This window comes from Actinomadura darangshiensis (assembly GCF_004349235.1).
Classification (GTDB): Bacteria; Actinomycetota; Actinomycetes; order Streptosporangiales; family Streptosporangiaceae; genus Spirillospora; species Spirillospora darangshiensis.
On record NZ_SMKY01000142.1, the window covers coordinates 1 to 22,047 of the forward strand.

The 22,047-nt window shown below is 72.0% G+C and carries 18 protein-coding genes; 12 read left to right on the forward strand and 6 right to left on the reverse strand.

The window, feature by feature from the left end:
* From E1293_RS26755 to E1293_RS26775, 5 genes are all read left to right on the forward strand, one after another.
* Nucleotides 1-515, forward strand: a 515-nt coding sequence (locus E1293_RS26755) for a helix-turn-helix transcriptional regulator (protein WP_132200246.1), incomplete at its 5' end; no start/stop codon positions are given.
* 73 nt (nt 516-588) lie between these two features.
* A complete protein-coding gene (locus E1293_RS26760; RefSeq protein ID WP_132200247.1) occupies nt 589-1,692 on the forward strand; it encodes an MBL fold metallo-hydrolase in 1,104 nt (367 codons plus the stop codon).
* On the forward strand, nt 1,689-2,528 hold the full coding sequence (locus E1293_RS26765) for an SDR family oxidoreductase (RefSeq protein ID WP_132200248.1): 840 nt from the start codon (nt 1,689-1,691) through the stop codon (nt 2,526-2,528). The genes E1293_RS26760 and E1293_RS26765 overlap by 4 nt, the downstream gene beginning before the upstream one ends.
* Nucleotides 2,529-2,670: 142 nt before the next feature.
* Nucleotides 2,671-4,104, forward strand: a complete 1,434-nt coding sequence (locus tag E1293_RS26770; RefSeq protein WP_132200249.1) for a hypothetical protein — start codon at nt 2,671-2,673, stop codon at nt 4,102-4,104.
* A 65-nt stretch (nt 4,105-4,169) separates the two neighbouring features.
* Nucleotides 4,170-6,026: an endonuclease/exonuclease/phosphatase family protein gene (locus tag E1293_RS26775; RefSeq protein ID WP_132200250.1), complete on the forward strand. Its 1,857-nt coding sequence runs from the start codon at nt 4,170-4,172 to the stop codon at nt 6,024-6,026.
* Here the strand turns inward: E1293_RS26775 and E1293_RS26780 are convergent.
* Complete coding sequence (locus tag E1293_RS26780; protein WP_243716586.1) at nt 6,023-6,367, reverse strand: MmcQ/YjbR family DNA-binding protein; 345 nt, start codon at nt 6,365-6,367, stop codon at nt 6,023-6,025. The genes E1293_RS26775 and E1293_RS26780 overlap by 4 nt on opposite strands.
* A gap of 67 nt (nt 6,368-6,434) precedes the next feature.
* On the opposite strand from E1293_RS26780, the gene E1293_RS26785 reads away from it, so the two are divergent.
* The 6 genes from E1293_RS26785 (at nt 6,435) to E1293_RS26810 (ending at nt 15,550) form a co-directional block, all read left to right on the forward strand.
* The gene (locus tag E1293_RS26785; RefSeq protein WP_132200251.1) at nt 6,435-6,773 is read left to right on the forward strand and encodes a CU044_2847 family protein; all 339 of its coding nucleotides are present in this window, start codon (nt 6,435-6,437) and stop codon (nt 6,771-6,773) included.
* A 7-nt stretch (nt 6,774-6,780) separates the two neighbouring features.
* The gene (locus tag E1293_RS26790; RefSeq protein WP_132200252.1) at nt 6,781-8,451 is read left to right on the forward strand and encodes a VMAP-C domain-containing protein; all 1,671 of its coding nucleotides are present in this window, start codon (nt 6,781-6,783) and stop codon (nt 8,449-8,451) included.
* Nucleotides 8,452-9,423 (forward strand): AAA family ATPase, encoded by a 972-nt coding sequence (locus tag E1293_RS26795; RefSeq protein ID WP_132200253.1) that lies wholly within the window; start codon nt 8,452-8,454, stop codon nt 9,421-9,423. It begins immediately after the preceding gene.
* Entirely contained in the window at nt 9,413-13,660 is a 4,248-nt protein-coding gene (locus E1293_RS26800) for an SAV_2336 N-terminal domain-related protein (RefSeq protein WP_132200254.1), read from the forward strand. The genes E1293_RS26795 and E1293_RS26800 overlap by 11 nt, the downstream gene beginning before the upstream one ends.
* A gap of 56 nt (nt 13,661-13,716) precedes the next feature.
* Nucleotides 13,717-14,292: a TetR/AcrR family transcriptional regulator gene (locus E1293_RS26805; RefSeq protein ID WP_132200255.1), complete on the forward strand. Its 576-nt coding sequence runs from the start codon at nt 13,717-13,719 to the stop codon at nt 14,290-14,292.
* Between the two features lie 76 nt (nt 14,293-14,368).
* The gene (locus E1293_RS26810) at nt 14,369-15,550 is read left to right on the forward strand and encodes a Cmx/CmrA family chloramphenicol efflux MFS transporter (RefSeq protein ID WP_132200256.1); all 1,182 of its coding nucleotides are present in this window, start codon (nt 14,369-14,371) and stop codon (nt 15,548-15,550) included.
* 152 nt (nt 15,551-15,702) lie between these two features.
* On the opposite strand, the gene E1293_RS26815 is transcribed toward E1293_RS26810, so the two are convergent.
* The 5 genes from E1293_RS26815 to E1293_RS26835 all read right to left on the reverse strand — a co-directional run bounded on the left by E1293_RS26815 (nt 15,703) and on the right by E1293_RS26835 (nt 20,475).
* On the reverse strand, nt 15,703-15,915 hold the full coding sequence (locus tag E1293_RS26815) for a hypothetical protein (RefSeq protein ID WP_132200257.1): 213 nt from the start codon (nt 15,913-15,915) through the stop codon (nt 15,703-15,705).
* 29 nt (nt 15,916-15,944) lie between these two features.
* Nucleotides 15,945-17,150, reverse strand: coding sequence for a hypothetical protein (locus E1293_RS26820; protein WP_132200258.1), 1,206 nt, complete (start codon nt 17,148-17,150; stop codon nt 15,945-15,947).
* A gap of 174 nt (nt 17,151-17,324) precedes the next feature.
* Entirely contained in the window at nt 17,325-19,391 is a 2,067-nt protein-coding gene (locus E1293_RS26825; protein WP_243716593.1) for a M6 family metalloprotease domain-containing protein, read from the reverse strand.
* 118 nt (nt 19,392-19,509) lie between these two features.
* Nucleotides 19,510-19,992, reverse strand: a complete 483-nt coding sequence (gene rraA / locus E1293_RS26830; RefSeq protein WP_132200259.1) for a ribonuclease E activity regulator RraA — start codon at nt 19,990-19,992, stop codon at nt 19,510-19,512.
* A 27-nt stretch (nt 19,993-20,019) separates the two neighbouring features.
* Complete coding sequence (locus E1293_RS26835; protein ID WP_132200260.1) at nt 20,020-20,475, reverse strand: Lrp/AsnC family transcriptional regulator; 456 nt, start codon at nt 20,473-20,475, stop codon at nt 20,020-20,022.
* Nucleotides 20,476-20,682: 207 nt separating this feature from the next.
* Here E1293_RS26835 and rocD point away from each other — a divergent pair, with 207 nt between their 5' ends.
* A complete protein-coding gene (gene rocD, locus E1293_RS26840) occupies nt 20,683-21,849 on the forward strand; it encodes an ornithine--oxo-acid transaminase (RefSeq protein ID WP_207939115.1) in 1,167 nt (388 codons plus the stop codon).
* The last annotated feature ends 198 nt before the right edge of the window (nt 21,850-22,047 follow it).

The following is a 22,047-nucleotide window of genomic DNA, read 5'->3' on the forward strand; positions in this document are numbered from 1 at the left end:
AGCTGCCGCACGCCCCGGTCTCGCCGGTGTCGCGGTACATCGGGTTCTTCGGCGTGGACGTGAAGTTCGGGTGCGCGACCGCAGCGCTGCGGGTGGAGCGGCGGCTGCTCGACCGGGAGTTCCGCAGCGCGGACGCGGCGATCCGCGAACTGGCCGTCGGCTACCTCGCCGGTCACCACACCGATCCGGAGCGCCGGGTCTCCACGCATGTACGGCGGGCGCTGATGGAGAGCGTCGGCGCCGGTCCGCCGGGGATCCGGCATGTCGCGCGGCTCTTCGCGATGCATCCGCGCACCTTGCAGCGGCGGCTCGCGGCGGAGGGGACCGGGTTCGAGGCGATCCTGGAGGACGTCCGGCGGGAGCTCGCGGTGCGCTACATCACCACCACGGACCTGCCCTTCGCGCAGGTGGCCGCCATGGCGGGCTTCGCCGGCCAGTCGAGCCTCAGCCACGCCGTGCGGCGGTGGCGGGGCGCCAGTCCGAGCGAGGTCCGCAGGCGGGCGCGGGGCGCATGAGGTTGTCGCGCTGAAGCAAATCTCTCCCGGGCCGGGCGGGCATCCTGCAGGGCCGGACGAGAGGAGCGACCCCATGATCACCGAAGTCGGCGCGCGGACGATTCCCGAGTTCGAGGGCGTCCACGACGTGTGGCCGCGGGGCGAGCGGCTGCGCGCGGTCCGCGCGGCGGCCGCCGCGTACAAGGAGCGGTTCAAGGCCGAGGGCCGGGTGCGGGCGGTGAAGTCGGTCGACATCGCGGCGGCGCCCTACCCGGTGAACTACGCGTTCCACAACGCCGTCTCGGTGCCCACGCTCCCGCTGATCTCGATGATCAACCGGATGCTCGTCGTCCAGTACGACGACTGGGGCGGCCGGCCGCGGACGCTGGTCTTCGAGCCCACGGTGCCGGACGGCTCGGCGGAGGCACCGTTCTACCGCAACCTCCAGAAGGTGATCGACAGGATCCCCGGCGGCAAGCTGCTGGAGCGGGTGGTGCTGAAGTACTACGCCGAGCCCGGCGACGTCCTGCGCGGCCTCGGGCTCGCTCCGGACGACGTCGACTTCTGCACCTTCGACCACCTGCACGTGCAGGACCCGCGGATGATCCTGGGCTCCACCGAGATCGTCGAGGGCGAGCGGGCGCCGCGGGAGCCGCTGTTCGGCGGGGCGAGGATGCTCGTCCACAGCCGGGAGCTGGCCACCCTGCAGTCGCTGCACCCGATGCAGTGGGCGTGGTACGTCGACGGCGGGCTGGGCGGCGTCGACCCGGACAAATTCGTCACCTTCGACGGGGACGTCGAGCTCGGCCCGGGCGTCGCGCTGCTGTGGACACCCGGTCACACCGACGGCAACCACTCGCTGGTGCTCAACACTCCCGACGGCGTGTGGGTGTCGTCCGAGAACGGCATCTCGCTGGACAACTGGCAGCCGGAACTGTCCAGAATCCCCGGCGTCCGGCGCTACCACGAGGCGTTCGGCCGCGAGATCTGCCCGAACGCCAACACGCTGGAGGACTCACTCGACCAGTACGACTCGATGGTCAAGGAGAAGACCCTGGCCGACCCGTGCAAGGACGACCCGTGCTGGCTGCAGATCCTGCCGTCGACCGAACTCGCCCCGTGGAAGCGGTTCTGGCCGGTGGTGCCGACCTATGTCCACGGCGGCATCGAGTACGGCGAGATCAAGGGGTCGCGGTGAGCGGTCCCCGGGGCGGCGCGGTCGTCACCGGGGCGGGCGGCGGGCTCGGCAGGCTGATCGCCGCGCTGCTGGTCGAGCGCGGCCACCGGGTGCTGGTCACGGACGTGAACGGGGACGCCGCGCGGGCCACCGCGGACGGGCTCGGCGCGTCCTGGGCCGCCGTCGACGTCCGGGACGAGGCCGAGGTGGACGCGGCGCGCGACCGCATCGTGGCCGAGGCCGGCCGCCTCGACGTGTGGGTCAACAACGCCGGCGTGCTCGCGACCGGGCCGGCCTGGGAGCAGCAGCCCGCGACGCGCCGCCTGATGCTGGAGGTCAACGCGCTCGGGACCGTCAACGGGACGGTCGCGGCGATCGAGGCGATGCGGAGCGCGGGCGGCGGGCACGTCGTCAACATCGTGTCGCTGGCGGGGCTGACCGCGGTGCCGGGCGAGGCGGTGTACGCCGCGTCCAAGCACGCCGCGATCGGCTTCAGCCTGAGCACGCTCGCCGACCTGCGCCTGGCGGGGATCGAGGAGATCGACATCTCCTGCGTCTGCCCGGACGGGATCTGGACCCCGATGCTCCACGACAAGCTCGGCGACCCGGCGTCGGCGCTGTCGTTCTCCGGGCGGCTGCTCAGGCCGGAGGAGGTCGTCGAGGCAGTGCGCAAGGTGCTCGACCGTCCGCGTCCGGTCACCGCGGTGCCCGGCTGGCGGGGCGTCCAGGCGCGCCTGGCCGACGCGGTCCCCGGGCTCGGGCTGCGCGCCCTCCCGCTGGCGGTCGCCCAGGGCAGGTGGGTGCAGCGGAGGATGCTGGCCAGGTCCCGGCGGAGGGGCGGCCGGCCGGAGGACTGAGGGGCCGGCGGGGTCGCTGGTAGGATCGCGGCCGACGCGTGGGCGGATGTGACGCAGCCTTGAGGCCCGCCCCGGCGTGACGCCGCCGGTCCCGGATCGGCGCAGGGTACTGTCCGCCCGCTCGTCCACAGTTAGGTTCCCGGTGTCGTTCTCCCCCTCGGCCGTCCGCCGCAACTGGCTGTTCTGCGTGGTGCTGGTGGCGGGCGTGGTGCTCCGGGTGATCACCATGCTGGGGTTCCGGGGCGTGCTGTGGTTCAACGACAGTTACGACTTCCTGCGGATCGCGGACGACCCGTTCCCGCACCCGCTGCGGCCGTCCGGCTACGGCCTGTTCCTCTGGGCGTTGAAGCCGTTCCACAGCCTGGCGCTGATCACGGTGCTGCAGCACGCGGCGATCATCGGCATCGCGGTGCTCGGCTACCGGATGCTCGTCCGCGACTTCGAGGTGCGGCGGACGTGGGCGGCGCTGGCCGTCGCACCGGTCCTGCTGGACTCGTTCCAGATCGAACTGGAGCATCTGCTGCTGTCGGACACCCTGTTCACCGTCACGGTGTTCGGGGCGATGCTGCTGCTGGCGAAGCCGGGGGCGGCCGGGTGGCGGCGGGCGGCGCTGGTGGGCGCGCTGCTCGGCGTGGCGGCCGTCACGCGGACGGTGGGTGTGCCGCTGTTCCTGATCGCCGTCCTGTACCTGCTGCTCAGGCGGACGCGGTGGCCGGTGTACGTGGCGCTCGCCGTGACATTCGTCATGCCGGTCGCCGCGTACGCGACGTGGTTCAAGCAGGAGCACGGCCGGTACCAGATGACCGGGGTGGACGGCGTCTTCCTGTGGGGGCGGACGGCGGCGTTCGCCGACTGCGACCGGTTCACCCCGCCGCCCGACATCGCGAAGCTGTGCCCGTACGGGGCCAAGGACGACCGGCCCTCGTCGTCCCACCAGATCTGGGAGGACAACTCGCCGCTCGGCTGGTCGAACGGCGGGACGTTCGACGAGGAGACCAACGAGCGGGCGCAGCGGTTCGCGCTGTGGGCCATCGGGAACCAGCCGCTCGACTATCTCCGCGTCGTCTCCTACGACTTCTTCGTCCGGACGTTCTCGTGGCACCGGTCGCGGTATCCGACGGTGGGCACCGAGGCCAGGTACCACTTCCCGACGCGTCCGACCGCGCAGAAGCCGGATCTGCCCGTTTACGGCGGCGGCGACCGGCGTTCGGTCGTGCACGAGTATTCGCATGGGACGGGCCGCACGCACATCGTCGAACCGTACGCGGGCGTGATGCGCGACTACCAGAAGCACGTGAGCGTGCCGGGCACAGTGCTGGGTGTGGTTCTGCTAGCCGGAGCGGCCGGGATCGTGTGGCGGCGGGCGCGCGCGCGGACCGCGCTCTTCTGGACGTCCGGTGTCACCCTCCTGGCCATCCCTCCGATCACCGTGGATTTCGACTACCGGTACATGCTGCCCGCCCTGCCGTTCGCGTGTTTCGCCGCGGCGATGGCGTGGGGCCGCCGCAAGCCCGCCGTCCCGCCGGAGACCGAGCCGGTCACGCAGGAACCCGAGGCGCAGCCGGCCGACGCCTGAGCCCCATTGCGTCCCGCCCGGTTATACGTGAGACTTCCTCACATTCTCGGGCGGGGAGGGGCGCCATGTCGCGGATCAGGTGGGACGTCCTGCTCGGCGTCGTGGTGCTCGCGGACGTCCTGCGCGTCTTCCTGCCCTCGCTGATCACACTGGTCGGCAGCGCGGGCGAGACCCCGGCCGAGGTCATGGGCGGGTACGCGCTGTCCTGGTTCCTGGCCGCGTTCCTGACCGTGCCGCTGGCCCGGCCGGTCCCGGCAGGGCGGCTCGCGCTCGCGGGCGGGGCCGTGCTGCTGGTCGCCCGCATCATCCTGCAGGTCACGGACGGCGGCGACGCCCAGCTCTACACGGCCAGCGCGGGACTGCTCGGCGGGCTGGTCTGGCTGACCGCGACCGCGATGACCGTCCAGGACGCGGCACCGGCGATGACCGGACTGGTCGGCGGGCTCGCGGCGGCGACGGCGCTGCATGCGGCGCTGGAGGGCATCGACCTCGTGTGGCGGGACGGGCTCGTCCCGTGGCTGCCGCTGGTGGTCTACCTGGCGCTTTTCGCCTTCGCCTTGGCCCGGCGGGCCGAATCCTCTGGCGAGGCCGCCGCACCACGGATCTGGCTCGCGGCCGGCCCCGCGTTCCTGCTCTGGGGCCTCTACACCGGTAACGCGGCGCACGCGCAGGCCAGCGCGGGCTGGTCGGGCGGTGTCGCGGCGGCGGTCGTGGCTGCGTCCGCCGTCCTGTCGGTGGCGGTGGCCGCACGGCCCGGATTCTGGACGCGGCATCCGCTGGTGCCGGCCGCCGGGCTCGTCTTGTCGGCGGCCGGCTTCGCGGTGGGGCGTTCCACGGTCGACGGCGTCCACGGCGTCTCGTCGTCCTGGACGGTCGCCGCCCAGGTGCTCGGGCAGTTCGCACTCGCGGGCTGCCTCGGCTGGGCGGCGTCCGTCCGCGGGCAAGACCGGCCGGGGCGGCGCGGGACGGCGATGGCGGGCGGCTGGCTGCTGTTCGTCGTCCTGATGTTCGCCTACTACTCCGCCTACGACCTGGGCACCCCCAACCGCTGGGTACCGGTCGCCACCGCGCTCGGGGTGGCCGTGCTGGCCGTCCGCGCACCCAAGACCGTCGCGGGGCAGGGCCTCGGGCTCTGGGCGGCGGGCGCGGCGGCCGTCGCCGTCCTCGCCGTCGCGGCCGTCCCGCTGTGGCGCGACACGGGCCCGCGCTGGCGCCCGGCCGACGGCGGCCTGCGCGTCGCCGCCTACAACCTGCGGATGGGCTACGGCCTGGACGGGACGATGACCGTCACCCAGCAGGCGGACGCGCTCCGCACCCTGCGCCCGCACATCGTCGTCCTCGGCGAGGTCGACCGGGCCTGGCTGCTGAACGGCGGCCGCGACTCGCTCCGGCTGGTCTCCGACCGGCTCGGCCTGCGGGCGGTGTGGGCGCCGGCCGGGGACGAGGTCTGGGGCGACGCGCTGCTCACCGACCTGCCGGTCACGTCCGTCCGGAACACGCCCCTGGTGAAGGGCGGGCCGACGGGCGCGCAGGCGCTCGTCGTCGGGCTCCGCTGGCGCGGCCGGGACCTCACGGTGATCGCCACGCACACCCAGCCGCCCGCGGACTGGAAGGACCTCGGCCAGGCCGAGCAGCTCGCCGCACTGGCACGGGACGCCGGGCGCGACGGCCGCCAGGTCGTCCTCGCCGGGGACCTCAACCTGGAGCCGGGCAGCCGCCCCTGGCACACGCTGCTGGGCGGCGGGCTGACCGACGCGCTCGCGCAGTCCCGCCCGTTCCCGACGTTCAACGACAAACCGAAGCCGGTGCAGCAGATCGACCACATCCTCGTCACCCCCGGCCTGACCGGGCGCGACGCGGTGAGCGTGGCCGTCCCCTACTCCGACCACCGCCCCATCGCCGTCACGCTGCTCCCGCGTTAAAGGCCGAGGCGGGCGGCGGCGACCTTCTTCGGGACGACCATCCGCCACGCCTCGACGACGAGTTCCCGCATCTCCGGTTCGTCCAGGGCCGCCGTCCAGGCCTCGACCCAGTTGAATCGCATCTCCGATTCGCCCGGCAGATGGAATTTCGCCGGTTCCGATTCCACCAGGGCGGCCCGTTCCTCCTTGGGGAACGCGAAGCCCATCACGGTCTCGTCCTGCGAGAAGGCGACATAGACGATGGAGCCGACGCGGAATTTCACCCGGTCCCTGATCAGGTGCTCGGACGTGCGCGGCAGCGTCATCGTGAGCGCCCGCACCTGCTCAACCGTGATCACCATGTCCTCCTGTGGCCGTGGTCTTTCCAGGAAAGCATCCCGATTCCCATGATCTTGTTAGATTTGCACGGTGAGCGAACTGGTGCGCTGGCAGACCGAGCACGGGACCATCGTCGTCGAAAGCGACGACCGGGAGCCGGGGTTCCAGTCGGTGTCCCGCGCCGGCGAGCTGATCCACGACGCGGCGGGCAAGTTCGAGGACGCGTTCCAGAACGTCCGGGAGGCGGCGCAGGCGGCGCTCGCCTCGCTGCGCGGCGGCGAGCTGGACCCCGACGCGGTCGAGCTGGAGTTCGGCGTCAAGCTCAACGCGGCGGCCGGGGCCGTCATCGCGAAGACCTCGGTCGAGGGGCACCTCAAGGTCAAGATGACGTGGGGCCGGCCGAGGCCCGGGGCCGCGGAGGAGGCGTAGCCGCATCGTGGACGACTGGCAGTGGCGCGCCTGGGTCGGCCCTCCCTCCGGCGGCAAGCTCGGCGCGGCGTTCCTCGTCACCGGCACCCGGCTGCTGACCTGCGCGCACACGGTCCGCGGGCTGGAGGAGGCACGGGTCGGGTTCCCCGGCCTGCGCGAGGACCTGCCCGCCAGGGTCGTCCGGTGCGGCGACTGGTGCCGGGAGGGAGACCCGGGCGACGTCGCCGTCCTCGAACTGCGCGAGCCCGTCCCCTACGCCCCCGTGCGGCTGGCCGCCCCGGACGGCCTGCACGAACGCACCTCCGGCGCCCGGACGTTCGACGTCTGCGGATTCCCCCGGCGGCCCGACCGCAACGAGCGGCACGCGTCCGTGACGACGTCCCCGCACCGCGGGATGCGCCGCGAATGGTGGGAGCTGAAGACCGGGCCGGGCGACTGGCTGGAGGAGGGCTACAGCGGGTCGGCCGTGTACGACCCGGCGACGGGCGAGGTCATCGGCATGGTGACGAACGCCGAGCTGCGGCACGGCGACCGGGCCGACCTCGGCTGGATGCTCCCCCTCTCGCACATCCGGGCGTACTGGGAGGAGCTGGACGACCTGCTGCCGCTGCGGTGGCTCACCCCGGACGCGCGGCGCGAACTCCGCGAACTCCTGGACGGTGTGCGCTTCACCGATCCGCTCGCCGCCGACCTCGAACGGATCACCGGCCGGCGGGCGCTGGACGGGTTCCGGTCGGCGTGGGGTTCGGTCCGGTATGTCGCCGAGGGGTGGGCGCAGGAGCGGCTCGTCCGGTACGTCGCGGCGCTCGGCCCGCACCTGCCCGAGGCCGCGCGGCACCGGCTCGCCGGGTGGTCGGCGCGGCACCTGCCGGGGGCCGCGCCCGCGTCGCCGCGGCCGGGGCCCGCGTCGGTGATCGTCCGGCTGGAGCGGGTCACGTTCGGCAACGCCTTCGACGTGACCGTGCACACCTGGATCGACGGCGCCGAGGGCCCGGGGCGCCCGACCGAGCGCGTCCCGGAGCGGCGGGTGCGGACGGTGGTCGAGGCGGGCGTCGCCGCGCAGGCGCCCGCGCTGTTCGGCCGCGACTGGATGATCGAGTTCGCGGTGCCGGAGAGCTGGCTCGGCAAGCCGTTCGAGCAGTGGTACATCGATCCGCGCCAGAAGATCCCCATGCGCCGGTACCCGGTCGTGGTGCGGGACGTGGAGCGGCTGCGGCCCGACTCGATCCGCCGCGACCAGACCCACCACCGCTGGCGGCTGCTGAACGAGCGCGGGCGCAGCGACCCGCGTCCGATCGCGTGCGACACACCGCGCAAAGGCAGCGATTTCCAAGACTGGCTTGAGGCGCACGTCGATTTCTGCGTGCTCGTCTACGGATCGCGTCCGACGAAGAGCTGGCTGACGGCCGCGCTGAACAACGGCATCCCCGTCATGCTCTGGACGCGTACACCGTGCGACGCGTCGTCCCACCAGGACTGCCGCGGGCACCAGGTCCTGGACGAGCTCACCTCCGCGGTCGGCGACCGCCATCCGGGCGACCTGCCCCAGGTGGCGCTCGCCCTGCGCAGGGCCGCGCTCATCGCCCCCAAGGACAAGCCCCACTGCGGGCGCGACCTCACCCTGCTGTGGGACGACCCGTCCCGGCTCCCCGACCCGCCCCTCGCCATGGAGGTATAGGTGCCCGACTGGCTGCTCTACACAGGGAGCCGTCGCACGCACGACGGCATCGACCGGCTGCCTCCGCCGCCGCCCTGGCGCGCGTTCGACGGCGAGCCCGTACTGCGGTCCCCGTCCGGTGGTTCCGGTAGCGAGCATCACGCGACCACCTATCGGCCATCGGACGATGCGGTGCAGCAGGTCAACGCCGCCTTGTATCTGCGTCGCCCGCTCCTGGTGACAGGGCCGCCCGGCACAGGGAAATCGACGCTCGCCTATGCGGTGGCGCACGAACTCGGCCTCGGGCCCGTCCTGCACTGGCCCATCACCAGCCGCACCACGCTGCGCGACGGCCTCTACCAGTACGACCCGCTGACCCGCCTGTACGCGGCAGGACGCGACGACGCGCCACGCGACGAGGACATCGGCCGCTACATCCGCCTCGGTCCGCTGGGCACCGCACTGCTCCCCTACGGGCGTCCCCGCGTCCTGCTGGTGGACGAGATCGACAAGAGCGACATCGACCTGCCCAACGACCTGCTCACCATCTTCGAGAAGGGCGAGTACGAGCTGCCGGAACTGACCCGGCGCGCCGACCCGTCCGCCGAGGTCATGACGGCGGACGGGCCCGGCGCGCGGGTCACGGTCACCGCCGGGACCGTCCGCTGCAACGCGTTCCCGCTCGTCGTGATGACCAGCAACGGGGAGCGCGAGTTCCCGCCCGCGTTCCTGCGGCGCTGCGTGACGGTGGAGCTGCGGCAGCCCGCGGGCGAGGCGGAGCTGTCGGCGATCGTCCGGGAGCACCTCGGGCCGCTCGCCGACCAGAGCGACGACCTCGTCCGCCGCTTCTTCGAACGCTCCACGTCCGGCACCCTCGCCACCGACCAGCTCCTCAACGCCGTCTACCTGTGCCGCCACGCCGACACCGAGGACCGCCGCGCCCTGGCCGACCGGATCATGCCCTACCTGACCGGGCCCGTCGATGACGATTGAGCGGCTGCGGGAGGCGCTGTCGGCCACCGGGCCGCCGCCGGACGCCCGGGAGCTGAGCGAGATGCTGTGGCTCGCCTGCCACATCTCTCCTCCTCAACAGGAAGCACCGCCTGGCCGCCCGGTCCCCTCCCAGGTTCCCGGGGAACCCGTGGCCCAGCCCGCGCCGGAGGCTCCGCCCGCGCCCGTCCCTCCGCGGCCGCCCGAACCGCTGACCGGGCTGCATCCGCCGCCCACCGCCGAGACGGAACCGGCCGGCGAGGCGTCCGAGGTGCTCGTCCCGACCGCGCCGATGCTGGCCGATCCGCTCGGCGTGCAGCGGGCGCTGCGCCCGCTGAAGCGCCGCGTCCCGGCCAGGCACCGGCTTGAGCTGGACGAGGACGCGACCGCGGCACGCATCGCCGACACCCGCCGCTGGACGCCCGTGCTCGTCCCGTCGCCGGAACGGTGGCTCAGCCTCAGCCTGGTCGTCGACACCGGGCCGACCATGCGGCTCTGGCGTCCCCTCGCCCGCGAGCTGGCCGAGACACTCGTCCGCCAGGGCGCGTTCCAAGACGTCCACGTCAGCTACCTCGACGGAACGGGCCGCATCGCCTCCACACCCGAGGCGCCGCCCCAAGACCCGGGCACGCTCCTGGACGCGTCCGGCCGGCAGGCGATGCTCGTCCTGAGCGACTGCTCCGGCCCGCACTGGTGGAACGGGCGCGCCGCCCAGGCCGTCCGCCGCTGGGCGCAGGCCGGGCCGACCGCGATCGTCCAGCCCCTCGCCGAACGCCTGTGGCGGCGCACCGCCGCCCCTGCCACGCCCGGCCTAGCCGTCCTGCCCCGTCCCGGTGCCCCGAACACCGACCTGCGTTTCACCCCCTACGACGGCGCCGTGGGGCGCGGCGTGCCCGTCCCCGTCCTGGAGATCGCGCCGCACTGGTTCGGTGCGTGGGCCCGCCTGGTCTCCGGTTCCGACCCGCAGCCCGCCGCCATCGCGACCCTGCCGGCCCGCCCGTCCGGGACGGCGCCGGTACGGCGCGAGCACGAACTACCGATCGCCGAACGCGTCCGCCGCTTCCTGGCGACCGCCTCACCGGACGCCGCCGAACTCGCCGCGCACGTCGCCGTGTCCGTCCCGTCCCTGCCGGTGATGCGGCTCATCCAGCACCGGATCCTCGGCGGCTCGGGCCCCGGGCAGCTCGCCGAGGTCCTGCTCAGCGGCCTGCTCCGCCCGGCGGACGGCGTCCGCTACGAGTTCGTCCCCGGCGCCCGCGAGGCCCTCCTCGACACCCTCCCGCGCCCCGAGGCCCTGCACACCCGGCACGTCCTCGAAGCCGTCTCCGCCGAGATCGAACGCCGCGCGGGAACGTCCGCCGAAACCTTCCGCGCCCTCCTCCCCGACGAGGGCGGCCCGGTCACCCTCACCACCGACACCGACCACTTCGCCCTCCTCACCCCCGAAACCCGCACCCACCTCGCCCCGGCTTCCACCGCGGTCCCGGACCTGCTGGACATCCAGGGGGCGACGGTCGACGAACTACTCGGCGGGAGCTGGGACCGTCCGCCGAGCCCCGCCGCCATCGGCGTGGACGACAACGCGGACACCGTGTGGCTCGAAATCATGCGCAGCAGCCGCTTCGGGCCGCACGGGATGATCACCGGCCCGCGACACGTCCGCGACTCGCTGCTTCGGACGATGGTGTTCGGCCTTGCGCTCGGCCACTCCCCGAACGTCGTCACCTTCGCGTTCGCGGACTTCTCCGGAGGCGCGTCCTTCGTCGGCTTGGGAAGCCTCCCCCATGTCACGACCGCCGTGCACACCACATCGGCGGACTCACCGATGTTCAGCCGGTTCACGTCCGTCCTCGAAACCGAACGGAGGCGCCGCGAGGAAGTCCTCCGAGCTGCCGGAACCCCCAGATGGGACGACTACCAGGCGGCGATCGCCGACGGCAGGCCACTCGATCCGATGCCCGCTCTGATCGTGATCGTCGACAACACCGGCCCACTGCTGGAGGCCCGGCCCGACCTGGTCGAGCCCGTCATGGCCCTCTGCGAGAAGCGTCCGGCCCAGGGAATCCGGTTCGTCTTCTGCTCACCGGACGAAGTGGCTTTCCTCAGCGACCTCGTGGCATGGCGGATAGCGATCCCCGGTGACTCGGGGACCGGCTCCGCCTCCCTTGAGGTCTACGGGGAACGCAGCCATCCAAGCTTCCGGCCCGCACACATATCCCTCGACGCCAGCGACCCCATCGTGGACCGGATGCGCCGGCGCGGCCAACAAGCGAGCAGGCTCCCATGGCCGCCGGAAACGCCGGAGCCCTCTCCATCACCCGATACCGCTCGGCGTCCGGCCACGCCCGAGGTCGACGTGCTGCGGCTGAACGGAGACGGGTTCGGTGAGACGTTCCAGGAGGCGTGGGCGCAGCCTGCGTCCACGCCCCGTGACCCGGCCATCGGGTACGACCCGGACGGGAACGTCGTCACCCTCTACCCGCTCGATGTCTCGGCGGGGCTCCCGCATGGCCTGATCGTCGGCGAGGCGGAGGCGCGGCAGCATGTCGTCCGCAACATCGCCCTCGCCCTCGCGGCGACCTACTCCCCCACCGACCTCACCTTCGCCTTCGCCGGACTGGGCGACCACCCCCTCGGCGAGCCGCTCGACCTCCCGCACGTCGCCTACTCCGACGACGAGCTGCTCGGGCACCCGGGGAGGCTCCGGCGCTTCATCGCCTACCTGTCGAACGAGCTGGATGCCAGGGCCGCCGCCCGATCGGCCGACGCGCCGGGCCTGGTCGTGTTCGCCGACGTGTCGCTGACGTTCCCGTCCAGCAGACCCGAGGCGGCGGAGGCGCTCCTCGCGGTGGCGCAACGCGGCAGAGCCCTCGGCGTGCAGCTCCTGATCTCCGCCGAGACCGCCGGAAAGACCACCACCTGGGACCGGTTCCTGCCACTCCTCGGCTGGCGCATCGCGGCGAGCCGCCGGACCCCCGCCGAACTCCAGCGCGTCCTAGGCCGCGCCAACCTCCCCTTCCCCGACGACCGAACCGCCTACCTCCTCGCAGGCGGCGGCACCCCCCGCCGCTTCACCCTCGCGCCGGACCCCTCAATGCGCACGCTCAACGAGTTCATCGACCGCGCGGACAGATACGCCTCCGCATCCGCTGAAGTCCCTGCCGGCTTCGAGAGGACAATCGAAGACCTGGTCAGCACCGTTGACGATCCGGCGGTCGCCGCGACGATCCGGCGGCTCCTGCTGGCGGAACGCGATGCTTTGGAGTCCGGCCGGCGGCCGCGGCACCTGATCTTCACGGGCCGGCGCGGGCCGGATATCGAGAATCTGGCGAGGGAGTACGAACGGCTGCTCATCATGCTGGGCGTTCTCCCCGCAGGCGAATCACACACGGTGTCCGTGCGAAGTATCGCCGGCCTCCCGGACGATGTGGTCGACGAGCGGCCCGGCGGTCCGTTGTTCGTCCTGTGCTGGGACGGCGAACGGCTGCCGGCCGTCCGCGACGCCGTTGCCGGCTTCGCCGAGCGCTTCACCGTGCTCGACTCGATCAGCGAGGAGGGCGACACCTCATCCGGGCACGCCGGGGCGGCGTCCTCCGCCGGAGAGGGAGGCATTCCGGTCGGGGTCGAGGTCGACACGGGCGAGCCGGTCGTGCTGGACTTCGCGGTCGACCGGCATCTCCTGGTCTCTGGCCCGTCCGGCTCCGGAAAAGCGGGGTTCCTGTTCTACCTCGACCAGGAGATCAGCGCCCGCACCCAAGGCCAGATCTACTTTCTGGACGGCGAACACCATCTCTCCGCGGGCGGCGGCCAGATGTCGTCGAGCGGCGGCGACTCGGGCACCGCCGAAGAGTTCGACCGTCGTCTCAGGGAGGCCATCGAGACGGTCGGCCGCCGAGGGACGACCGGCCGGGGCCCCGACGTCTACCTGATCATGAGGAACCGCAGGTGGCTCCTCCAGGACGATCCGCTCGTCCCGCTCCTGCCTTTGCTCCGGTCCGCCCCCGACAACGGCCTGCGCTTCGTCGTTTCCCGGCACCAGATCAGCTTCGGTGAGCCGAGGGATCCGGTGGTCGAGACACTGCGCGAACTCGGCGCACCGGTGCTGCTGACCGGATACGCGGGTGGTCAGGAGGCCGACCTGTGGGAGTTGCCGTCGGCTCTGCGCGGTCCGGTCCCTCGCGGTCACGCCGTCCTGGCACGTCCGGACGGCGCGCGGCTGATCCGGCTCACCACGCACTAGGGCTTCCGGGCGGGCGTATTGGATCGAGCTGTCCATAACGTGTTACGGTGGGCGGCATGGCGCGGCCCAGGAAGTTCGACGAGGGACGGGCCGTCGAGGCGGCCATGCGGGCGTTCTGGGCGGACGGGTACGAGGCGACCTCGACGCAGGAGCTGTGCGCGGCGACCGGGCTCGGACGCAGCAGCATCTACAACACGTTCGCGAGCAAGCACGAACTGTTCGTCAAGGCACTGGCGCACTACATGGACACCCGCACCGACCGGCTCGTCGAACTTCTGAAGGACGGCGACGGTCCGGTGCGCGAGCGGCTCCGGACCGTCCTGGAGTGGGCCGTCGCCCCTGACGAGGACGATCCGTCCGGCTGCCTGGTGGTGAACGCGACCGTCGAGCTCGGCCCGCACGATCCCGACATCGCGGAGCGGCTCGAACGAGACCGGCGCCGCCGGTTCGCCACCCTGAAGGGCGCCGTCCAGGACGGGATGCGCACCGGCGAGATCGAAGCGGGCAAGGACGCCGAGGCACTCGCCCACTTCATGATCTCGACGATCAGCGGCATCCAGGTGGCCGCCCGGGGCGGCGCCGACCGCGGCACCCTCAAGGCGATCGCCGACACGGCGATGCAATCGATCTGACTTACGGCGGCCATGGGCCGTCCTTTCGCGCATCTCAATTTTGTACTGATCTATCCAATACTGGGAGGCGACACCGATGCCACTGGCCGTCTTCGTGCTGGGGCTGGCGATCTTCGCGCAGGGCACGTCGGAGCTGATGCTGGCCGGGCTGCTGCCCGGCATGGCGCACGACCTCGGCGTGTCCGTGCCGGACGCCGGGCTGCTGATCTCGGCGTTCGCGATCGGAATGCTCGTCGGCGCGCCGGTCCTCGCCCTCCTGACGCTGCGCTGGCCGCACCGGCGCGCGCTGCTGGCGTTCCTCGCCATGTTCGCGCTGACGCACGTGGTCAGCGCCCTGACGCCGGGCTACTGGACGCTGTTCGCCATGCGCATCGTGGGGGCGTTCGTCTACGCGGGCTTCTGGGCGGTGGCGGCGGCCACGGCCGTGGACCTCGTTCCGAAGAACGCGCGCGGCAAGGCGATGGGCATCGTCGCGGGCGGCCTCACCGTCGCGGCGATCGTGGGACTGCCCGCCGGGACGGTGATCGGCCAGCACCTCGGCTGGCGGGCCGCGTTCTGGGCGGTGGCGGCGATGTCGGCGGCCTCGATGGCCGGGGTGGCCGCGACGATCCCCGCGGGACGCCGCGAGGGCGCGCCGCCTCGAATCCGGGACGAGGTGCGCACGGTGGCCGTCCCCAAGCTGTGGCTCCTGTACGGGACGACGGCACTGGCCACGAGCGGGCTCCTCGTCACCTTCGGCTACCTGGGCGCCTTCCTTACGGAGGCGACCGGCGTCGCGGATGCGTGGGTCCCCGGCGTCCTCGCCCTGTACGGCGTCGGAGCGCTCATCGGGATCACCGCGGGCGGACGAACGGCCGACCGATGGGGCGTCCCGACCCTGTACACGGGTTTCGCGGGCCTCACGGTGGTGTCCGTCCTGCTCGCGTTGACGGCGGAGTCCCCCATCCCGGTGGTGGCCCTCGTGTTCCTGCTGGGCTTCGCCGGCTTCGGCACCAACCCGACCCTCAACTCGCGGGCGTTCGGCATGGTGGACGGCGCCTCGACACTGGTCGCGGCCGGAAACGTGGTCGCCTTCAACATCGGCATCACGGTCGGCCCCTGGCTCGGCGGCCTCGCACTGGACGCGGGGTTCGGCTACCCGTCCACCGCCTGGATCGGAGCGGCCCTCGGCGCCACCGCGATAGCCGCCGTCGCCCTAAGCCAGACCCAACGTCCCGCCAAGCGGCCCGAGCAGATGAGGACGTCCGTCAACGCATGACGACGCGCGGGGCGCGCTCAGCTGTCGGGGTGCACGTTGTTGATCACTAGGGGTCGGCGAACAACGACATGATGACCAGCTGAATCGCCGTGCGGTAGTGCGGCGCCATCGCGGCGATCCGCAGCCGGATGGAGCGGGGGATGACGAGGTGGTCAGGCAAGCCACTCTCCAGAGGAGATCTGCTCACGGGTGTAGACCTCGTAGCCCGGCGGAATCTCGTCGGCGTCCAAGTGGGCCCGGATGCGCACGGCCTCTCGATCCGCCTCTCGCGCCGCGCGCTCGCGGCGGAGTTCCTGAAGCTCCCGCCATTCCTGCTCGGTGACCAGGGTTGGCAGATGCACGGCGGACGTGACGAGGGCCGGCACGGAGGGTTCCGTGCCGGCCCTTCGCGGGGTCAGGAGCAGGAATTCGCCCGGAACGACCAGAGGGCCCGCTTGCCCGGGTACTCGGCGACAGTCCAGATGCGGTGCTGCCCTCGGTAGCAGGACAGGTCTTCGGGGCCGTAGGAGATCGTGCGGCTCTTCGTCTTGGCCCAGCCGTGGCGGGTGGGGGTGGTCGTCAGGAGGCGGCCGCGCTTGTGGCCGCGGCTCTGGGTGAACCACCAGGTGCCGTGCGTCCGGACCGCGCCCTGGATCATGTCGGCCGGCAGCCGGGAGCCCCAGCTCGGACGGGCGATGCCGCCGCCGGACAGCGAGCCCAGCCGCCAGGTCACCACCCGTCCCTGCGGCCAGTTCGGGCGGCAGTACTCGCCCGCGACGAGGGAGTGCGGCCACGTGGTGCGGTCGATGGAGAGCCAGGACATGCGGAGCGGGCCGGAGCCCCGGCACTTGCCGCCGACCTTCCCGTGCGCGAACTCCCAGCTGCCCGTCTGCGGCATCACGTAGCGGAACCCGTGCCCGTAGTACTTGCCGCCGTGCAGCCCGACCCAGCTCGCGTGACCGGTCGAGCCCGCCTTGCTCTTGCTCAGGTCGTAGATCTGCCGCATGTCGAACGTGCGCACCCCGTGGCGGGTGTCGGCGACGTACAGCGTGTTGCCGTACCAGGCGATGCCGCCCGCGTGGATGCCGATGTCGCTGTAGGTGGCGTTGCGGCCCTTCATGTACGGCGCGACGAGCAGGACGTGCCGGTACGTGTGCCGGTCCGGGTTGGCGAAGGTGAGCCGGACGCGGCCGCCGTTGTGCCAGGACACCAGGATCGGCCTGCCGCCCGCCCACCGTTCGCCCGCCGACGCGTCCGAGACGGTCGTGACGCCCTGCGGGACCCAGCTGCGGGTGACGGAGTCCGTCCGGTTGAAGCAGTAGACGAGCGAGTGGGCGGGCACGCCGGCGGCCTTACCGCAGCCGCGGCCCAGTTTGTTCTGGCCGGACGAGCGGAGCAGCGCATCGACGCCGCTTCGGTGGAGCCGGCCGCCGAGCGCCCTGAGCGGCGCGCTCCGGTCGGCGCCCCGGCGCAGTTCAAAGTCGCGAGGGTTCAGGGGCGCGGCGGCGGCCTTCGCGGACACCGCCGTGTCAGGCGCCGCGTGGGCGACTCCCGGGACGGTGGCCACCAGCGCGGCCAGCGGGGCACCGGCCGCGAGGACCCTGGTCACTGTACGCTGCATGATCATCACAATCGGCAACGTATCTCCGGCCGCGTCCGCGAAGGACCCCGAAATGACCTTGGGGAGGACAACTTAAGTTTCGTTCCCCATTACGTCGGCCTGGTGAACCGGCGGACCCGGCCGGACGTCGAGAACGGGACGGCCCCGTGCGGAACCGCCCCGTTCCGTAGAAGGTCAGCGCAGGTTGCACGTCCCGGTGCCGGACTTCGACGGGTCGCTCTCGGAGGTCCCCGTCAGCCTGAGCTTCGCGTGCCGGCCGGCGCCCGGCTTGGCCTTGGCCCACACCTCGACCTGGGTGCGGCCCTTCGCCTTGGCCGTGGCCAGCTCGTTCGGCAGGTACGTCGTCCAGCCGCCACCGGACACGGCCGCCTTGAGCCGGAACACGTCGGAGCCGTGGTATCCGTCGCCGCCCCGGCCGGTGTTGGTGAGCGTCATCGTGCACTTCGCCCAGCCGCCGCCGGTCTGACGGGCGTGGCCGGAACCGACCCGAACGCCGCGCCGCTGCTGTCCGGCGCCGTCCAGCGAACTGATCGCGACCGTGTAGGACAGGACGCCCTTGCGGTCCCGCTTCAGGTTCAGGACGTAGAAGTGCAGCCGGTTCGCCTCGTCCACGTACTCGTACTCGCTGCCGGAGTTCGTGCCCGCGTGGTACAGGGCGTCCGACAGCTGCCGGTAGTCGCCGATCGTCATCTTCTGCGGCGTGCCGTCCGGCAGGACGAAGTCGACCTTGTCGATGTCCTGCGGGTTGGCGTCCTCGACCCAGATGAACGGGGCGCGGTCCTGGTCCTTCGTCTTCGCCAGCAGGACGCCGGAGTCGGGGGTGAAGGAGTCGGTGCCCATCCGGTCGACGACCTCGACGGTGTAGTTGTTGTAACCGCCGCCGTCGCAGAGCGGGTCGGTGTCGGTGTCGCACGCCGGGCTCTTGTCGCCGCCGTCGCCCAGTTTCACGTTGATGCCGGCGAGGCCGTTCTTGCCCGGCTGGGCGGCGCGGGCCGTCACGTTGGCGACGACCATGCCGGACGAGGCGAGCGTGTCCCGGTCGAGCTGCAGCACCTTGCCGGTGTCGACCATGCCCAGCTTCAGCTTGTTGCGGAGCATGTGCTGCGCGCCCATGGAACCGCCGCCCGTCGCCGGGATCGTCCACCGGCTGTGCGGTCCGCCCGGCCCGTTGAACGTGCCGCGGCTGAGCATGTCCCACGGCCCGCTGAAGGCGCGGCGCGGCGGGTCGCCGTACGGGTTGTTGTAGTTGTCGCCGACGCCGATGATGTGGCTGAACTCGTGGGCGTACACCGACATGCCGGAGCTCTCGGCCTGGGTGGACGAGACGCCGGCGATGGCGTTCGGCCAGATGGTCGAGCCCGACTGCCAGGACGTCCATGGGATGTACCGGGTCTTCACCCAGTTCGGCAGGTTCGGGTCGCCCGGCCCCCACTCGGCCGGCACCTGCTCCTTCGTGCCGAACTTCATCTCGCCGAACTCCTGCCAGGTGGACGACTCGTCCTGCCCGGCGCTGAGGAAGAAGACGAAGTCGTACTTCTTCGCCTCCTCGTCGCCGACGTCGGCGACCCACGCGGCGCGCGCGTCCTTGCGCAGGTCGCGGTCGCAGGTGTCGCCGGCCGGGCAGCCGGTGCCGCCCTGCATGCCGTCGACGCCGTACTCGTGGTCCTTCGCGGGCATCTGGTAGGCGCCGAACCCGGTGAGGTTCACCCCGTACCGGCCGCCGGAGTCCTCCATCCAGTACTCGTGGAGGGTGTGGCCGTGGTTCAGCTCCTGCGGCTTGTTGAGGAAGTCCTGGTAGAACTTCGCGACCTGGCCGCGCGGAACGTCCCCGACCTCGACGGGGTTGCCGAAGACGGACGAGTTCTTCGGCTGCGTCACCTCGAACGGCTGGTTCGCGTAGTCGACGAGGACGACCGCGACGTTGAAGTTCTCCACCGACCCCTTGACGGACGGGTCGGCCCACGACGTCCCGGGGATGTTCCTGTAGTCGTCCCACGTCATCGTGTCGGGCAGCTCGTAGTTCTGCGGGTCGATCGGGCGCGGCGCGCCCGCGGCGAACGTGCGCGCGGACGGCTGAGACTGCTGCCATGGCTGCGTCTGCGGCCAGTGGCGCATCTGCCACGGATTCGCGGTCGGTTTCGGGATCGAGGGTCCCGGCTGCGCGGCGGCCGGCAGGGCCGCGACCCCCACGACCAGCCCCAGCGCCGTCGCGGGCACCAGCAACATCTTCTTGGCGCGCATGTCTCCCCTACCTCAGGTGGGTTGCTGAGTGAAGGTAAGACAGCCGGTCCCGCCCGGCTACGGCCGACTTAGCCGATCTTGCGGCGGACCCCCTGGCATGTCGCGCGGTGCGCGCAGGTCAGCGGGGCAGTTCGCGCCCGGCGACCACGATCCCGTCGGCGTCGCTGTAGAGGTGGTCGCCCGGACGGAACTCCACGCCGCCGAACGACACCGGGACGTCCGCCTCGCCGGCGCCGTCCTTGGCGCTCTTGCGCGGGTTGGAGCCGAGCGCCTTCACGCCGAGGTCCAGCCCGCGCAGCGCGAGGACGTCCCGGACCGCGCCATTGATCACGACCCCGGCCCAGCCGTTCGCCACCGCCGATGCCGCGATCATGTCGCCCATCAGGGCGGACGCCAGCGAGCCCGCGCCGTCCACGACCATGACCCGGCCGTCGCCCGGCGTGTTCAGCAGCTTCTTCACCAGGCCGTTGTCGCGGTGGCAGCGGACGGTCGCGACCGGCCCGGCGAACGCCGTCCGCGCCCCGTACTGCCGGAACTGGGTCTCGCAGCTGCGCAGCTCGTCCCCGAAGTCGTCGATGAGGTCAGCGGTCGCGAAGTCCATGGACGGCAGCCTACCCATGGGTAATGATCAGTTCGCGGGGGCGTCGGTCGGACGGCCGATCAGCCGGGACAGGACGATCGCCGTCTTCGTCGCGGTGATGTTGTCCTCGCGGCGGAGTCGTTCGAGGGCCTGCTCGAGGTGCTGGATGTCGCGGGCCCGCACATGGACGAGGGCGCTCGCGTCGCCGCTGATCGTGTACGCCGCGACGACCTCCGGATGGCCCCGGACGCTGGAGTAGATCTGCTCGGGGGACGTCGCGCCGGTGCAGAAGATCTCGATGAACGCCTCGGTCGTCCAGCCGAGCGCGGCCGGGTCGACGACCGCCGCGAAGCCGTTGATCACGCCGTCCGACCGGAGCCGGTCGACGCGCCGCTTCACCGCGGGCGCCGACAGCCCGACCTTGTCGCCGATCTGCGCGTAGGAGGCACGGCCGTCCTCCAGGAGACGCGCAACGATTCGACGGTCCAGCTCGTCAAGACGCAACAAATAACACCCCCGAAGTCGGTTTTCGTCATTGGTCGGCGGTCATTTCCGAACATACGCTGGGAAGCGGAGCGGCGGCCACCTGACCCGCCCGGCTCCTCCCCCTCGGCACCGGACCGCCGTCCGGTGTCCCTGCCATGCCCCGGCCCGACCGGCCGGGCCGAGCCGCGAAGGAGCGTCGTGACGCCGACCGATCAGCTGCGAGCGATGTCCGAGGACCACAGCGCGCACAACTACCACCCTCTCCCGATCGTGGTCTCCGAGGCGGACGGCGTGTGGCTGACCGACCCCGAGGGCCGCCGCTACCTCGACATGCTGGCCGCCTACTCCGCGGTCAACTTCGGGCACCGCAACCCGCGCCTCACCGCGGCCGCGAAGCGCCAGCTCGACCGCGTCACGCTCGTCAGCCGCGCGTTCGACCACGACCAGTTCGGCCCGTTCGTGTCCGAGCTGGCCGAGCTGTGCGGCAAGGACATGGTGCTGCCGATGAACAGCGGCGCCGAGGCCGTCGAGACCGCGCTGAAGACCGCCCGCAAGTGGGGCTACGAGGTCAAGGGCGTCCCGGCCGACCAGGCGAACATCATCACGTTCGAGGGCAACTTCCACGGCCGCACCACGACGATCATCAGCTTCTCCACCGACCCCGACGCGCGCGACTCCTACGGCCCCTACACGCCGGGCTTCCGGACCGTCCCGTACGGGGACGCCGACGCGCTCAAGGCCGCGATGGACGGCTCCACCGTCGGCGTGCTGATCGAGCCGATCCAGGGCGAGGCCGGCGTGAACGTCCCGCCGAGCGGGTTCCTGCGCGCGGTGCGGGAGCTGTGCACGGCGAACGGCTCGCTGATGATCGCGGACGAGATCCAGTCGGGCCTCGGCCGCACCGGCACCACGTTCGCCGTCGAGCACGAGGACGTCGTCCCCGACGTCTACATCCTCGGCAAGGCCCTCGGCGGCGGCATCATGCCGGTCTCCGCCGTCGTCGCCGACCAGGACGTCCTCGGCGTCTTCAAGCCGGGCCAGCACGGCTCGACCTTCGGCGGCAACCCGCTCGCCTGCGCCATCGGCCGCGAGGTCGTCGCGATGCTGAAGACCGGCGAGTTCCAGGAACGCTCCCGGACGCTCGGCGCCCACATGCACGAGCGGCTCGGCCACCTGCCCGGCGACCTCATCCGCGAGGTGCGGGGCCGCGGCCTGTGGGCGGGCGTCGAGCTGCACGGCAAGGCGCGCCCGGTCAGCGAGCGGCTCATGGACCTCGGCGTCCTCGCCAAGGAGACCCACGACACCACCCTCCGCCTGGCCCCGCCCCTGGTCATCGAGCGCGCCGACCTCGACTGGGCCCTCGACCAACTGGAGATCGCCCTCAAGGGCTGAATGCCCGGCGGTGAACGCGCCGGCCGGCGCGTCCGCCACCGCGTTCACCGCGCACTCGGGACGCCGCCGGTCAACGGAGCCCGGCGGCGTCCCGTCGTTCATCGCAAACCCGAATCTCGTCAAAGGGTTGACCGGCGCCCGCACGGCGCGAACCCCCCGTCCGGCCCGTCCGGGGAGGGTGGGCGCATGTTGCGGAAA

Bases quoted from the DNA above. Each gene is read 5' to 3' on its own strand.
- E1293_RS26760 (WP_132200247.1), top strand. From the start codon at position 589: ATGATCACCGAAGTCGGCGCGCGGACGATTCCCGAGTTCGAGGGCGTC.
- E1293_RS26775 (WP_132200250.1), top strand. From the start codon at position 4,170: ATGTCGCGGATCAGGTGGGACGTCCTGCTCGGCGTCGTGGTGCTCGCG.
- E1293_RS26780 (WP_243716586.1), bottom strand. From the start codon at position 6,367: ATGGTGATCACGGTTGAGCAGGTGCGGGCGCTCACGATGACGCTGCCG.
- E1293_RS26800 (WP_132200254.1), top strand. From the start codon at position 9,413: ATGACGATTGAGCGGCTGCGGGAGGCGCTGTCGGCCACCGGGCCGCCG.
- E1293_RS26805 (WP_132200255.1), top strand. From the start codon at position 13,717: ATGGCGCGGCCCAGGAAGTTCGACGAGGGACGGGCCGTCGAGGCGGCC.
- E1293_RS26810 (WP_132200256.1), top strand. From the start codon at position 14,369: ATGCCACTGGCCGTCTTCGTGCTGGGGCTGGCGATCTTCGCGCAGGGC.
- E1293_RS26820 (WP_132200258.1), bottom strand. From the start codon at position 17,150: ATGCAGCGTACAGTGACCAGGGTCCTCGCGGCCGGTGCCCCGCTGGCC.
- E1293_RS26825 (WP_243716593.1), bottom strand. From the start codon at position 19,391: ATGCGCGCCAAGAAGATGTTGCTGGTGCCCGCGACGGCGCTGGGGCTG.
- rraA (WP_132200259.1), bottom strand. From the start codon at position 19,992: ATGGACTTCGCGACCGCTGACCTCATCGACGACTTCGGGGACGAGCTG.
- rocD (WP_207939115.1), top strand. From the start codon at position 20,683: ATGTCCGAGGACCACAGCGCGCACAACTACCACCCTCTCCCGATCGTG.